Here is a 13,985-nt window from a genome sequence, read left to right on the forward strand (position 1 = left end):
AACGAGGCCGTCGCGCTGGTCGAGACGACCGACGAGCTGTTCGACGTCACCGCGATCCTGGCGCGCTACCCGTCGCCGCCACCGGGCGAGGCCGGCATCGTTACCAATTCCGGCGCCATCCGCGGCCTCTGCTTCGATTTCTGCGAACGCGTCGGCCTGCCGATCGCGACGCTGTCGGACGAGGTGCACGCCGAGCTTGCAACGCAAGTGCCGCCTTACGTCCATGTCGACAACCCGTTCGACATCGGCACGACCGGCTTCTCCAATCCCGGTATTTTCGGCACGTCCACGGCATCCATGCTGAAGGATCCGAATGTGGGCATCGTCTTCCTGTCGCATGCAGGCGGCTCGCCGCCGATGCAGATCAAGAAGTCGGACGCCATCATCCCGGTCGCCGCAACCGCGACAAAGCCGGTCATCCTCAACATCGTCGGCGACGACTATCCGCTCGACCCGACCTTCATGAAGGCGGTGCGCGACAGCGGCATTCCGTTCTTCCGCTCGCCGGAACGCGCCATGCGCGCCATGGCAGTGGTGATGAACTACGCGGCCGCCCTCGCCGCCACCCAGGACCGGGCGCCGGAAGGCGAACGGATCGCCAAACTGCCACCCTCCGGCCTCGTGGTCGAGTATGAAGGCAAGCGGATCCTTACCGATCTCGGCATCCACATCCCGAAGGGCGCTTTGGCGAAGTCCGCCGACGAAGCCGCGACGATCGCGGCCGATGTCGGTTATCCGGTCGTCATGAAGGCGCAGGCGGCCGAACTCGCCCACAAGAGCGATGTCGGCGGCGTCATCGTCAATATCGCCGACGAGCCGGCGCTGCGGGCGGCACACGAAAAGATGTATGCCAGCATTGCCAGCCACAAGCCGGGCCTCAAGCTCGACGGCGTGCTGATCGAGGGCATGGCGCGCCAGGGCCTCGAAATGGTGGTCGGCGCCAAGCGCGATCTGCAATGGGGTCCGGTCGTGCTCGTCGGCCTCGGCGGCGTCTGGATCGAGGCTCTCGCCGATGCGCGCCTGCTGCCGGCCGATATCAGCCGTGAGCGGGCGATCACCGAAATCCGCAAGCTGAAGGCATCGAAGCTGCTCGGAGCCTTCCGCGGCCAGGCGGCGCGCGACGTCGAGGCGATTGCCGACGTGGTCGTCAAGCTCGGCGCGCTGATGCGCTCGGAGCCTCAGATCGTCGAGGTCGATATCAATCCGCTCGTTGTCTATGGCGAGGGGGACGGGGCTTTGGCTCTCGACGCGCTATTCGTGGTGCAGTGAGGGTAGGGGGAATTTCCCCCTCATCCGCCTGAATTGCCGCAATGTCTCAGATCCTCCTCTCCCCAGCGGGGAGAGGGTGGCCGAGCGAAGCGGAGGCCGGGTGAGGGGGGCTGCGCCCGCTATTTTATTTTGGCAGTCACGAGGGAGGAAACCGTGATGCAGACCCAATCCTATGGTGAATTGAAGCTGTTTGTGGATGGCGAGTGGCTCGGCGCCGAAGGCCGGGTGACGGAAGACGTCATCAATCCGGCAACCGGCGAGCCGATCGGCGCCCTGCCGCATGCAACCGCGGCGGATCTTGAGCGAGCCGTGGCAGCCGCCACCCGTGAATTCAAGGCATGGAAGGCCACGACCGCCTTCGATCGCGCCAAGATCATCCGCAAGGCAGCCGATATCCTGCGCGAGCGGGCGAACGAAATCGGCCGGCGCATGGTGCTCGACCAGGGCAAGCCGCTCGCCGAGGCGATACCGGAAGTCCATATCTCGGCCGACATTCTCGACTGGACCGCCGACGAGGGCCGCCGTTCCTATGGCCGCATCGTGCCGGCCCGCGTGCCCGGCGTTAAGTGGATGGTCACCAGGGAACCCGTCGGCCCCGTCGCCGGCTTCACGCCCTGGAATTTCCCCGGTGTCATCCCGGCCCGCAAGATCTCGGCCGCGCTTGCGACTGGCTGCACCATGGTCATCAAACCCTCAGAAGAGACGCCGGCGACCGTGCTCGAGATCGCCCGTGCGCTGCAGGATGCGGGCCTGCCGAACGGCGTGCTGAACGTCGTGCACGGCAAGCCGGCGGACGTTTCCGAACACCTGATCGCCGCAGACGGCATCCGCAAGATCACCTTCACCGGCTCGACCGCCGTCGGCCAGCATCTCGCCGTCCTCGCCGCGAAAGCCGGCGTCAAGCGCGCCACGATGGAACTCGGCGGCCATGCCCCCGTGCTGATCTTCGAGGACGCCGATATCGACCACGCCATCGGCGTCATGGTGCACGCGAAATACCGCAATGCCGGCCAGGTCTGCATCTCGCCGACCCGGTTCTACGTCCATGACAGCGTCCACGACAAGTTCGTCGACGGCTTTGCCAAGGCGGCTTCGGCCCTGAAGGTCGGCGACGGCCTCGACCCGTCGAGCCAGATGGGACCGCTCGCCAACAGCCGCCGTGTGCCGGCGATGGAGCGCATGGTCGCCGATGCCGTGCAGCGTGGCGCCACGGTGAAGGCCGGCGGCGAGCGCGGCAGCAATCGCGGCTACTTTTTCCAGCCGACGGTTCTCGCCGACGTGCCTCAGGACGCGATCATCATGAACGACGAGCCTTTCGGCCCGGTCGCCGTCACTGCCCGCTTCACCTCCTTCGACGAGGTGATCGAACAGGCCAACCGGCTGCCCTACGGCCTTGCCTCCTACGCCTTCACCCGGTCCAGCCAGACCGCGGCGATGGTCAGCGACGCACTCGAGGCCGGCATGGTCGGCATCAACAACAACTTCATCTCGATGGCCGAAACGCCGTTCGGCGGCGTCAAGCAGAGCGGTTACGGCTCCGAAGGCGGCACCGAGGGCATGGACGCCTATCTCGTCACCAAAATGACCAGCCTGTCATAAGGTCCCGGACCTTTTAGGAGAACATGATGACCATTGAAGCAAGCGATCTGGGCGGAGAGAACGTCAAGGTCGAATTCGAAGACGGCATTGCCTGGGTGAAACTGAACCGCCCGGACAAGCGCAACGCCATGAGCGTCGGCCTTGCCGAAGACATGATCCGGGTGCTCGACGCGCTTGAAATCGACGACCGCGCCGGCGTGATCATCCTCACCGGCGAGGGCGACGCCTTCTCAGCCGGCATGGACCTCAAGGACTTCTTCCGCGCCACCGACGGTGTGTCGGACGTCAAGCGGATGCGCGCCTATCGCTCCACCCGCGCCTGGCAATGGCGCCTGCTGATGCACTACGCCAAGCCGACCATCGCCATGGTCAACGGCTGGTGTTTTGGCGGGGCCTTCACGCCGCTGATCTGCTGCGATCTGGCGCTCGCCTCCGAAGATGCGGTGTTCGGCCTTTCGGAAATCAACTGGGGCGTCATCCCCGGCGGCGTCGTCTCCAAGGCGATCTCGACGCTGATGAACGACCGCAAGGCGATGTATTACGTCATGACCGGCGAAAAATTCGGCGGCAAGATGGCCGAACAGCTCGGCCTGGTGAACGAGGCGGTGCCGGCTGACAAGCTCCGCGAGCGCACCGTCGAGATCGCCCGCGTGCTCCTCGAAAAGAACCCGACCGTGCTCCGCCAGGCCCGCATGGCCTACAAGTATGTGCGCGAGATGACTTGGGAGGAGTCGGCCGAATACCTGACCGCCAAGGCCGACCAGACGACGTTCGTCGATCCTGAAAAGGGCCGCGAAAAGGGGCTGTCGCAGTTTCTCGATACGAAGACCTATCGCCCGGGGCATGGGGCGTATACGCGCGAGGAGTAGTCTACGCCTCTTTTGAGGGAAGCCCCCTCATCCGCCTGCCGGCACCTTCTCCCCGAGGGGAGAAGAGGGATTGCCGCAACGCCTCCGCTCTTCCTCTCCCCTTGGGGAGAGGGTGGCCGAGCGAAGCAGAGGCCGGGTGAGGGGACGGCACCCGCTGCCTCCAAGACTAAAACGCGAGACCCAGTCATGGACCTGAACTATTCGGACGAGCAGCTTCTGTTGAAGGAAAGCGCCGAGCGGTTCCTGAAGGATCGCTACGACTTCGAGAAGCGCAACAAGATCATCGCGTCGAAGACCGGCTTCGATGCCGGCTTCTGGTCCGAGATGGCCGATCTCGGCTGGCTGGCGCTGCCGTTTGCCGAAGAGAACGGCGGTCTCGGCGGCAGCGCGGTGGAAATCTCGCTGATCATGGAAGCGATCGGCCGCGCGCTGATGGTGGAGCCCTATCTTACATCCATCATTCTCGCCGGCGGGCTGGTCGAAAAGCTTGGCTCCGAAGAGCAAAAAGCCGAGATCCTCGGCGGCCTGATCGATGGCACATCGCGCCCGGCGCTGGCGCATATGGAGCGCCAGACCGGTTTCGACCTCGGCAATATTACCGCAACCGCCACGAAGAGTGCGGATGGCTACGCCATCTCCGGTGAGAAGCCGCTGGTTCCCGGCGGCCCTTTCGCGGATATCTTTCTGGTTTCGGCCAAGCTCGACGGGTCAGTAAAATTGTTCGTCGTACCTGCGGATGCCGCCGGCTTGACGCGGACCGAGGTGAGACTGGTCGATGACAGCCGCGCCAGCGATCTTGTCCTCGACAACGTCTCCGTGCCCGCTTCGGCGCTGCTCGATGCCGCAGCCGATACACTCTTCGAAATCGAGGCGGCCTATGACCGCGCCAATGCGGCACTCGCCTCGGAAGCGGTCGGCATCATGGATGCGCTGATGGATGCGACCGTTGCCTATACCAAGGAGCGCGTGCAGTTCGGCAAGCCGCTCGCCGCCTTCCAGGCCCTGCAGCACCGCATGGCTGAGATGGCGGTGAAATGCCAGGAGGCCCGCGGTTCCGCATTGCTCGCCACGCTTTCCGTCGACGCGCCGCGCGCGATGCGCATCCGCGGCGTTTCCGGCGCCCGTGCGAAAATCGGCAAGGTCTCCCGCTCCGTCGCGCAGGAGGCGATCCAGCTGCATGGCGCCATGGGCTTTTCGGAAGAGATGCCGATCGGCGCCTGGTTCCGCCGGCTCTACGCGATCGAAAACACGTTCGGCACCACCGCGGACCACCTGAAGCGCTACGGCGAGATCATCCGCGATCCCGCCATGCTCTCCGGCAGCCTGCTACGCGAACCCGTCTGAGGAGATGTCCATGGATCTGTTGATGACGGAAGAAGAGGTCAGGTTCCGCAACGAGGTTCGGACATTCCTCGACGCCCATCTGGACGAGGAACTCAAGCGCGCCGAGCGGCTAAACCCCAGCTTCCTCGCCGACCCCGCCGTCGGTCTCAAATGGCAGGCGAAGCTCAACGACAAGGGCTGGGTCGCCCCGTCCTGGCCGAAACAATATGGCGGCACCGGCTGGACGCTCGCCGAGCGCTACATTTTCGACCAGGAATGTGAACGCGCCGGCGAGCCACATTTCCGCGGCGCCTCGATCAAGATGATAGCCCCGGTGATCATGCGCTACGGCAACGAGGCGCAGAAGAGCTTCTATCTGCCGCGCATCCTGAACGGCAAGGATGTCTGGGCGCAGGGTTATTCCGAACCAGGCTCCGGCTCCGACCTCGCCTCGCTGAAGACCAGGGCGGTGCTCGAAGGCGACCACTATGTCGTCAACGGTTCGAAGATCTGGTCGACGCTGGCGCATCACGCCACGCGGATGTTCGCGCTGGTACGCACCGCCGACACGGGCAAGAAACAGGAAGGCATCACCTTCATCCTGATCGACCTCAAATCGCCCGGTGTCACCATCCGGCCGATCCGCTCGATCTGCGGCACGCATGAGTTCAATCAAGTCTTCTTCGATGACGTGAAAGTGCCGGTCTCCGACCGCATCGGCGACGAGGGCGAAGGCTGGGACATCGCAAAGTACCTGCTTGAATTCGAGCGGGGCGGCGCCTTTGCCGGCGGCGTGCTGCGCGCCATGCTGGCGCGCCTGCACCGGCTTGCCTCGGAACAACTGCCCGACGGGCGAAAGATGATCGACGATCCGCTGTTCATGGCGCGCTTTGCCGAGATTGCCACGGGTGTCGATGCCAACGACATGCTGGAGCTTTCGGCCATGTCCAAGGTCCAGGCGGGCGGCAATCCGGGGTCGGTGCCGTCCTCGACAATGAAGATCGAGCGCAGCCGCATCCGCCAGTCGATCGCCGAACTGGCCGCCTCGATCCTCGGTCCGGATGCGCTGCGCTTCGAAGAACACCGGCCGCTGCACGAACTGCCGGAAGAGGCGGAAATCGATGAAGAGCGCAAGGTCGCGTCCGCCGTCTATTTCAATTCCCGCTCCCAGAGCATTTTCGGCGGCAGCAACGAGATTCAGCTGGAGATCATCGCAAAGACGCTGCTGAGATGAGCGGCTTCTGAAACCATATCCCATTCAGCGCGTTACCGGCCGAACCCATCAACCCGGAGAACGCCCGTTGGATATCATCCGCATTCTGCTCGCCTTCATCCTGCCGCCGCTCGGCGTGTTCCTCCAGGTGGGCCTCGGCCTGCATTTCTGGCTGAACATCCTGCTCACCCTCTGCGGCTGGCTGCCCGGCATCGCGCATGCGTTGTGGGTGATCCTCCGCAAATAGCCGGATCGAGCGTGTATCGACGAGGATGAGGGCTAAAGCCTCTAAGCGGCGATATCGGCGATTTCGCCTGTCTGCCAGAGGATACGCGGATCGGACATGTCGCCGCTTTCCATATCGACCTGAACGGAATACGCCGCGACGCCGACGAAGCGGTCAGCCATGGCGCGGGCGATCTTCTCGGCCGAAGCAGCATTCGAAGCCACGCGCATCTCGCCAGGCGTCACGTTGCCCCGCACTTTCTTGAACGGCAGCACGATGAATTTTTCTGACCTGGACATGGCGGTTCCTTCTTCGGCGCCACTCTGTCGATATGCGCGCCGCGAAGTCAACAGCGGCTGCCGGAAATAGCCAGCAGCCCAAGTTGACACAGGTTTGCGGCGCCGGAATAGTGGCTCGGTTTCAACGGGTCCAGTTTATGAATATTCGCTTTTTCCAACCCGCCGACGCGGACGAGCTGGCCTGCCTCTTTGAGGAGATGCAGGCCTATTACGGTGTCTTCTGCCCGCCGCGCCAGGCGGTCGCGACCGGGATTCTCAACCGTCCTCCGCAGACCGAAATCCTGGTTGCCGAGACTGACCGCATCATCGCCGCGGCGGCCTTCGCCGCGATCTATCCCGGGCCTGGCCTGCAGCCCGGGTTTTTCCTCAAGGAGCTTTATGTCGCCGGGTCCGAGCGCGGCCGCGATATCGGCACCGCGCTGATGAAGCGGCTGGCAGGGCTGGCAGTCGAGCGCGGTTTCGGCCGCATCGACTGGACGGCGGCTCGGGCCAATGAGCGGCTGTTGAAATTCTATGACGAACTTGGCGGCGACCGGAAGGAGGACCGGATTTTCTACCGGCTCGAAGGCGAGAAGCTGAAGGCGCTGGCCGGCCTGGAATAGCTATCCCTTATGGCCCTGATATTGCGGCAGATCGTCGGTGATCTCGTACCAGGGCGCTTTCGAACCGACGAAGATATGGTGCGTCGGCCGGATTGTCGGGGCATCGACCAGCGTGCCCATCGCCACATGCACCCAGGCCGCCTCCCGCACCCGCGAATAGAGAAGCGAACCGCAGGTCTTGCAATGGGCGTCATGAGTGTCGGCATCCCCGAAGATCAGCAAACCATCTTCGCCCTTTACCACCGCAAACTTCTGCCGTTCGATGCCGGCGAAGGGCTTGAAGGCAGAGCCGGTGGTGCGGCGGCAATCCGAACAATGGCAATTGGCCGCATAAACGAAGGCGTCGTCCACCTCGTAGGCGACTGCGCCGCAAAAACATTTGCCGTTTAACCTCGTCATCACATGATCCCGCCCAGATACCCGTTGATAGGCGCACTCCCGGCGCCGTCGATGCAGCCGCGGCCGCCATGGCAGATTACGTGGAGTGGCTGCGGAATAAAGGCTTATCACCGAAAGTTGAAGGGAGGCACGCGGAGCGGAGTCGCCCTGCATCGGCGCTGTGTTACAGTTTTAACCAATCGATAACGCAGTGATTGGATTGCCAATGCTTACAACACTCGCGATGCTCATCAGCCTTTCCGCCGCTGCAACCGCTCCGATGGTCGCGCAGCAAAAGGGAGGCGAAGTCGATGTGGAGCTGGTTCTCGCGGTCGATACGTCCCGCTCCATGGATTACGAGGAAGTCAGCGTCCAGCGCGAGGGTTATGTCGAGGCGCTCAAGCACAAGGAATTCATCGAGGCGGTAAAGACCGGACTGAACGGCCGCATCGCTGTGAGCTATTTCGAATGGGCCGGCGATGTCGTACCGGAATCGGTCATCGACTGGACGATCATCGAAAACGAGCAGGACGCGATCAATTTCGCCGCCAAGCTCGAAGCCCGGCCGATCGTTACCCAGCGCCGCACCTCGATCTCTGCTGCGATCGCCCAAGGGGCAACGATGATCGTCGCCAATTCCTATCGCGGTGCTCGACAAGTGATCGACATTTCCGGCGACGGGCCGAACAATTCTGGCAATCCCGTCGTCCCGGCCCGCAACAAGGCCATGGAAGCCGGCATCATCATCAACGGACTGGCGATCATGCTGCGGCCCTCGGGCGCGCCTGGCGGGCTCGACAAATATTACGGCGACTGCGTCGTCGGCGGACCCGGCTCCTTCGTGCTGCCGGTTCACAAGATCGAGGATTTTGCCGTCGCGGTGCGCCGCAAGCTGGTCCTGGAAATCAGCGGGCTCATGCCGCCCGCAATCGTGCAGAAGGCCGCCAGCAGCCAACCTTCCAGCGACTGTCTGGTCGGCGAAAAACAGTGGCAGGACCTGTTCGACCGCTGAGCGCATTTATTGCGCCTCGATACCATCCCGTGTCGCGGGGGCGCATAGACAGCCAAAGGTGTCCAATTCGCCGGACTACTCCGGTACCGCCGAAATGTAGCGTCGCGCGATCATCCAGCACGCCAGCGCCCAGGTCGCGCCGGCGCACCAGCCGCCGAGGACGTCGGTCGGGTAATGGACGCCGAGATAGACCCGGCTGAAACCGATGATGAACGTCAGGAAGATCGCCGCACTGATCAGGAAGATGCGCGTCGAGCGGTAAGGCTGGGCGCGCGACAGCAGCGCTCCGAGCGTCAGGTAGGTGACGGCAGACAGCATTGCATGGCCGCTCGGAAAACTGAGGTCGCTGACTTCGACCAGATGCGGCACGATATCCGGCCGCGGACGCGCCACGCCGAGCTTCAGCAAGGAACTCAAAAGCCAGCCGCCGGCGATCGACAGGAACATGAAAAGAGCGATCGCCCTTTGCCGCGACAGGATGAGGAAGACGGTTCCCATCACCGTCATCAGGGTCAGCACCGTGACGCCGCCGAGCGCGGTGATATCCCCCATCGCGTGATTGAGCCAATAGGGGCCGAGTGGCGTCGCAAGATCAGTGGCGTCGCGCAAGGCGAGCAGGATCTTTTCGTCGAAGGCATGCGTTTCGCCCTCCAGCACCTCGTCGGTCAACCTGAAGAAGACGAAAAGCCCGCCTGCCAGAAAGGCGACCATCATCAGGCCGATCGGCTCGAAAGTCATGACCCTTTCGACCACTTTTCGTGTCACGCGCTGATGGAATGCCATCCAAGCTCCTTGTTCAATTTCAGTTCACGGCCGACTATACGATCCGATACCGGGCCTCGATCGATCCGTAGAGACGGAAGGCGAAAAGTCCGATTGCCGCCAGCCTGGTTCGTATCGACAGCGAAGGCGGGCATAGATGAAGAACCCGCCGACAATGAGGAAAATAGCACCCCGCGCCAGCAGTCCAGCGTGCAGATGCCATTGAGGACGTCCGGCGCAGGAATCCGCCTTCGAGATAGCGAAGTTATCAGCCGTTGATGCCCTTCACCGCCTGGGCGCAACCGGCGCAAGTCGCGGTTCCGGAAATGCCGGTGCGCAAGGTCGTCTCACGCGTCATCTCACGCTTGGAACAATTCGGTGACAAATCGTGTGCGGCCGCGTTGGATCATTCTTCCGCCACATGCGTTCTCCAACGCTGCCTGACCCGTTTGCATGAGTCTCAACAAGGGCGGCTGAAGAATTACAAGGAGTACAGGGATGAAGAAGATTGTTGCCGTGGCGCTCGCCGCTCTGCCGGTCGTAACCAGCGCCGGAGCCGCCTTTTCCGCCGATTTGATCACCCGCCGGGACCGCGTTCCGGTTTATGAAGAGCCGGATCAGCGCGGCGGGGTCCGCATCGGCTATCTCGATTGCTCGATCGGCGGCGGCGTCGGTTACGTGCTCGGCTCCGCCAAGGAAGCCGACTGCGTCTTTACAACGGCAATCGGCAGCGAACCCCTCGACCGCTATACCGGCACAGTGCGCAAGATGGGAGTCGATCTCGGCTTCACCACACGCTCGCGGCTGATCTGGGCGGTCTTTGCCCCGACCGCCGGTTATCACCACGGTTCGCTCGGTGGCCTCTACCAGGGCGCCACCGCCGAGGCCACCGTCGGTGCCGGCATCGGCGCCAACCTCCTCGTTGGCGGCACCGCCGGCTCCATCCATCTGCAGACGGTGAGCGTCACGGGCCAGCTCGGCCTCAACGTCGCCGCCACCGGCACCTCGGTGACGCTGACGCCGGCGGGCTGAGGTTTTAAAAGCGCATTCCCTTCCCCGGAAACGGGGGAGGGGCTAAAATGAGGTAGAGCATTTCGCGAGCATGAGTTCTCTCCGGCCTCTTGCTCCACGCCGTTCACATTCATACGTTAAAGAAACGGTATGGTTAGCCTTTGCAGACCCTTGCGGGGTTCCGGACCGCGTATTGCCTCATCAGGATTGGCATCATGGATCTCGAGAAAAGTTTACGGTCGGTCGTGGCCGTGCGTGCTTCAATCCCTGACAACGCCTTTACGGCCAACACTCTCGGCACCCGCCGGGAAGGTAGCGGCGTGGTGATCCGCGAAAACGGGCTGGTCCTGACGATCGGTTACCTGATCACCGAAGCCGAAGACGTCTGGCTGACGCGCCAGGACGGCCGCGTCGTGCCGGCCCACGCGCTTGCCTATGATCAGGAAAGCGGCTTTGGCCTGGTGCAGGCCATGGCGCCGCTCGATCTGCCGGCGCTCCAGATCGGCGATTCCGCCACCGCAACGCTCGGCGATCCCGTTGTCTTCGCCGATGGGGAGGGAGAATATGTGCGCGGCAATATCGTCGCCAAGCAGGAATTCGCCGGATATTGGGAATATCTTCTGGACGAGGCTATCTTCATCGCGCCCGCCCATCCGTCCTGGGGCGGCGCGGCGCTGATCGATACGGAAGGCAAGCTGCTCGGCGTCGGATCGCTGCGCCTGCAGATGAGCAAGGGCGGAGAGATCGCCGACATCAACATGGTCGTCCCGATCAACCTCCTGAAGCCGATCCTCGACGATCTCCTCAATCGGGGCGAGTTCAACCGCCCGCCACGCCCCTGGCTCGGCGCCATGTCGGCGGAAAGCAACGGCGAAGTGGTGGTCATGAGCGTCACCGAAAACGGACCGGCAGCCCAGGCGGGCCTGAAGCGGGGCGACGTGATTTCGGAGATTCGCGACGGTGAGGTCGACGGGCTTGCGGATTTCTACCGCAAGATCTGGGACAGCGGGCCTCCGGGTGCCGAAATCCCGATGCGCATCCTGCGCGATGGACGGGAGGCCTGGCTCAGGGTGAAGTCGGCGGACCGGAACGATTTTTTGCGGAAGCCGCAACTGCAGTGACCTCTCCTTCCCAGCTTGAGAGAGAAAAGATTGGTGCCGCTACCATACCAGGATCGCCCGGAAATCATTGACATTGGTTCCGGTCGGCCCGGTATTGAACACGTCGCCAATCGCCGAAAACCCTGAAAAACTGTCGTTCCGGTCGAGCAATTTGCGGCCATCCAGGCCGCTTGCCCGCAATCGCCTCGCCGTCGTGCCGTCGACAAAAGCGCCGGCATTGGTTTCCGATCCGTCGATGCCGTCCGTGTCGGCGGCAAGCGCGGTGATCTCATGCCCGTCGATCGCCAGCGCCAAGGCGAGCGCGAATTCGCCGTTGCGGCCGCCCCGACCACCCTTGGCGCGCAGCGTCACCGTCGTCTCCCCACCGGACAGCAGAACCGCCGGTTTTGCGAACGGCCGGTCGCGGAGTGACACCTCGCGGGCAAGCGCCGCATGCACCAGCGCCACATCACGCGCTTCGCCTTCGACGGAATCGGAGAGGATGTAAGGCGTTACGCCATGGACGCGTGCGACCGCCGCTGCTGCCTCCAGCGACACGCCGGCTGAGGCAATGACGAAATGCCTGTGGCGGGCAAAGATGGGATCGTCCGGTTCCGGCGCGTCGGCGGCCGGCGAATTCAGATGCGCGGTCATCGCAGCCGGCAGTTCCAGCTTGTATTGCTCGACGATCGCAAGTGCATCCTGGCGCGTCGTGGCATCCGGAATGGTCGGGCCTGAGGCGACGAAGGCCGGGTTGTCGCCGGGAATGTCCGAGACGATCAGGCTGACGACGCGGGCCTTGGTCGCCGCCGCAAGCCGGCCGCCCTTGATGGTGGAGAGATGTTTGCGAACGACATTCATGGCCGAGATCGGCGCGCCCGAGGCAAGCAGCGTCTCGTTCAGGGCGATCTCGTCTTCCAGCGTCAGCCCTTCGGGTGGGGCAGGCAGCAGCGCGGAACCGCCGCCGCAGACGAGCGCGATGACGAGGTCGTTTTCGGAGAGGCCTGAAATCGTCTCGACCAGCCGTTTTGCGCCGGCGAGGCCCGCCGCATCCGGCACCGGATGCGAGGCCTCGAGTATCTCGATCGACGTCGTTTCACAACCATAACCGTAGCGGGTGACGACCACGCCGGTCAGCGGCCCGGTCCACACGCTTTCCAGTGCCGCCGCCATCTGGGCCGCACCCTTGCCGGCGCCGACGACCACGGTTCGGCCGTTCGGGGGCGGGGCGGGCAGGTGCTTCACGATGCCGGTCAGCGGATCGGCGGCCTTTACGGCAGCCTTGAACAGCGCCTCCAGCAGTTCCCGGTCCGTCATCGCTTCTCCTCCGCTTCTCCATCACTCGCGCTCTTTCGATCACGCTCGTCAACAACCGTCAACCGGGCTTGATCGCGCCGCCGCCTTTGGTGCGGAACAAAGCGAGCGAGTGTCGGTTGTCCTATGGGCTCACCAAAACGAAGGAGCGAAAAGCATGCCTGAACATCTGAAAGAAGCCGGTTACCCGGGCCAGATCGACATCGGCGGCGACAGGTCACCCGTGACTTACAAATTGAAGGCCAGAAAAGAGGATGACGGCGCGTTTCATGTGGCGGTGAGCCTTAGCGCCCCGCGTGACTGGCTGTTGAAGCATGGCTTTCGCAGGGAGGCCACGCTGGTGCGCCAGGGCGGTGTTGAAATGCCGATCCATTTCGAGGAAACGCTTAACGTCGCCGACAATATCTCGGTGACGTTGCGCGCAGACGACGCGGTGATGGCCTCGATGGACGAGTTGCGGCGCGCGTTTCCCGAGCTTCGACCGACCTAAGGTCGCGACCACTGTTTGCATGGAAGAACCGCAGCGTATAATCGCTGGCCCGGCCGTTTTGTTCGGCCGGGCTTTTTTTTGCGGTTAGGGCAGCGAGATCTTGGACACGTTTGAACAAGGGAATGCAGGGCGGTCCTGCGGCACCTGCACGCTCTGCTGCCGGCTCCCCGAAATAGCTGCACTGGACAAGTCGGCAGATGAATGGTGCCGATACTGTTCCGAGGGGCAGGGCTGCGCGATCTATACCGATCGGCCTCAGCTCTGCCGCGATTTCCTCTGTCGGTGGATGACGGATGCGAATGTCTCCGACACCTGGCAACCGTTGCGCTCGAAAATGCTGGTCTATGAACAAGGACCGCAGCTGACGGTTCTGGTCGATCCGGATCATCCGGATATGTGGCAGCAAGAGCCGTATTGTTCCGACTTGCAGGCCTGGGCCAACGCGGGCAACAGGATCGGAAAATACGTCATCCTGTTTTGCGGCGACGAGGTGAGGAAAATCGAACCGGTCTGATTGA

At 63.1% G+C, this 13,985-nt stretch carries 16 protein-coding genes; 12 read left to right on the forward strand and 4 right to left on the reverse strand.

The genetic code is table 11. The features are described 5' to 3' along the window. From MOV63_RS15185 to MOV63_RS15210, 6 genes are all read left to right on the forward strand, one after another. Nucleotides 1-1,269 (forward strand): acetate--CoA ligase family protein (locus tag MOV63_RS15185; protein ID WP_247034577.1); only part of this gene is annotated, 1,269 nt, incomplete at its 5' end. A gap of 156 nt (nucleotides 1,270-1,425) precedes the next feature. Further along, nucleotides 1,426-2,868 carry an NAD-dependent succinate-semialdehyde dehydrogenase gene (locus tag MOV63_RS15190; protein WP_247034709.1) on the forward strand — a complete coding sequence of 481 codons (1,443 nt, stop codon included), beginning with the start codon at nucleotides 1,426-1,428 and terminating at the stop codon, nucleotides 2,866-2,868. A gap of 26 nt (nucleotides 2,869-2,894) precedes the next feature. Continuing rightward, a complete protein-coding gene (locus MOV63_RS15195) occupies nucleotides 2,895-3,737 on the forward strand; it encodes a p-hydroxycinnamoyl CoA hydratase/lyase (protein ID WP_247034578.1) in 843 nt (280 codons plus the stop codon). Between the two features lie 186 nt (nucleotides 3,738-3,923). Continuing rightward, nucleotides 3,924-5,081, forward strand: coding sequence for an acyl-CoA dehydrogenase family protein (locus MOV63_RS15200; RefSeq protein ID WP_247034580.1), 1,158 nt, complete (start codon nucleotides 3,924-3,926; stop codon nucleotides 5,079-5,081). A gap of 10 nt (nucleotides 5,082-5,091) precedes the next feature. After that, nucleotides 5,092-6,294 carry an acyl-CoA dehydrogenase family protein gene (locus tag MOV63_RS15205; RefSeq protein ID WP_247034581.1) on the forward strand — a complete coding sequence of 401 codons (1,203 nt, stop codon included), beginning with the start codon at nucleotides 5,092-5,094 and terminating at the stop codon, nucleotides 6,292-6,294. 67 nt (nucleotides 6,295-6,361) lie between these two features. Next, nucleotides 6,362-6,520, forward strand: a complete 159-nt coding sequence (locus MOV63_RS15210) for a YqaE/Pmp3 family membrane protein (protein ID WP_247034582.1) — start codon at nucleotides 6,362-6,364, stop codon at nucleotides 6,518-6,520. 41 nt (nucleotides 6,521-6,561) lie between these two features. Here the strand turns inward: MOV63_RS15210 and MOV63_RS15215 are convergent, their stop codons facing one another. Continuing rightward, a complete protein-coding gene (locus MOV63_RS15215; RefSeq protein ID WP_040123933.1) occupies nucleotides 6,562-6,798 on the reverse strand; it encodes a hypothetical protein in 237 nt (78 codons plus the stop codon). 137 nt (nucleotides 6,799-6,935) lie between these two features. On the opposite strand from MOV63_RS15215, the gene MOV63_RS15220 reads away from it, so the two are divergent. Beyond that, the gene (locus MOV63_RS15220) at nucleotides 6,936-7,400 is read left to right on the forward strand and encodes a GNAT family N-acetyltransferase (RefSeq protein ID WP_247034588.1); all 465 of its coding nucleotides are present in this window, start codon (nucleotides 6,936-6,938) and stop codon (nucleotides 7,398-7,400) included. Here MOV63_RS15220 and MOV63_RS15225 read toward each other — a convergent pair whose 3' ends face one another. Beyond that, nucleotides 7,401-7,799 (reverse strand): GFA family protein, encoded by a 399-nt coding sequence (locus MOV63_RS15225; protein WP_247034590.1) that lies wholly within the window; start codon nucleotides 7,797-7,799, stop codon nucleotides 7,401-7,403. A gap of 205 nt (nucleotides 7,800-8,004) precedes the next feature. Here MOV63_RS15225 and MOV63_RS15230 point away from each other — a divergent pair, with 205 nt between their 5' ends. After that, nucleotides 8,005-8,790, forward strand: coding sequence for a DUF1194 domain-containing protein (locus MOV63_RS15230; RefSeq protein ID WP_040123930.1), 786 nt, complete (start codon nucleotides 8,005-8,007; stop codon nucleotides 8,788-8,790). 75 nt (nucleotides 8,791-8,865) lie between these two features. Here MOV63_RS15230 and MOV63_RS15235 read toward each other — a convergent pair whose 3' ends face one another. After that, a complete protein-coding gene (locus MOV63_RS15235; protein ID WP_247034592.1) occupies nucleotides 8,866-9,573 on the reverse strand; it encodes a phosphatase PAP2 family protein in 708 nt (235 codons plus the stop codon). A 477-nt stretch (nucleotides 9,574-10,050) separates the two neighbouring features. Between MOV63_RS15235 and MOV63_RS15240 the strand changes: the two genes are divergently transcribed. Together MOV63_RS15240 and MOV63_RS15245 are read left to right on the forward strand one after the other, a co-directional pair. Further along, on the forward strand, nucleotides 10,051-10,584 hold the full coding sequence (locus tag MOV63_RS15240) for a DUF992 domain-containing protein (protein ID WP_040123928.1): 534 nt from the start codon (nucleotides 10,051-10,053) through the stop codon (nucleotides 10,582-10,584). A gap of 194 nt (nucleotides 10,585-10,778) precedes the next feature. Further along, nucleotides 10,779-11,684 carry a S1C family serine protease gene (locus tag MOV63_RS15245; protein ID WP_040123927.1) on the forward strand — a complete coding sequence of 302 codons (906 nt, stop codon included), beginning with the start codon at nucleotides 10,779-10,781 and terminating at the stop codon, nucleotides 11,682-11,684. Nucleotides 11,685-11,723: 39 nt separating this feature from the next. Here MOV63_RS15245 and MOV63_RS15250 read toward each other — a convergent pair whose 3' ends face one another. Continuing rightward, nucleotides 11,724-12,980: a glycerate kinase gene (locus MOV63_RS15250; RefSeq protein WP_247034595.1), complete on the reverse strand. Its 1,257-nt coding sequence runs from the start codon at nucleotides 12,978-12,980 to the stop codon at nucleotides 11,724-11,726. A 154-nt stretch (nucleotides 12,981-13,134) separates the two neighbouring features. On the opposite strand from MOV63_RS15250, the gene MOV63_RS15255 reads away from it, so the two are divergent. Continuing rightward, nucleotides 13,135-13,467: a hypothetical protein gene (locus tag MOV63_RS15255; protein ID WP_247034597.1), complete on the forward strand. Its 333-nt coding sequence runs from the start codon at nucleotides 13,135-13,137 to the stop codon at nucleotides 13,465-13,467. Between the two features lie 100 nt (nucleotides 13,468-13,567). Next, a complete protein-coding gene (locus MOV63_RS15260) occupies nucleotides 13,568-13,981 on the forward strand; it encodes a hypothetical protein (protein WP_247034598.1) in 414 nt (137 codons plus the stop codon). Nucleotides 13,982-13,985: the final 4 nt, after the last annotated feature.

It is taken from the genome of Neorhizobium sp. SHOUNA12A (assembly GCF_023006505.1).
In the GTDB taxonomy this organism is placed as follows: domain Bacteria; phylum Pseudomonadota; class Alphaproteobacteria; order Rhizobiales; family Rhizobiaceae; genus Neorhizobium.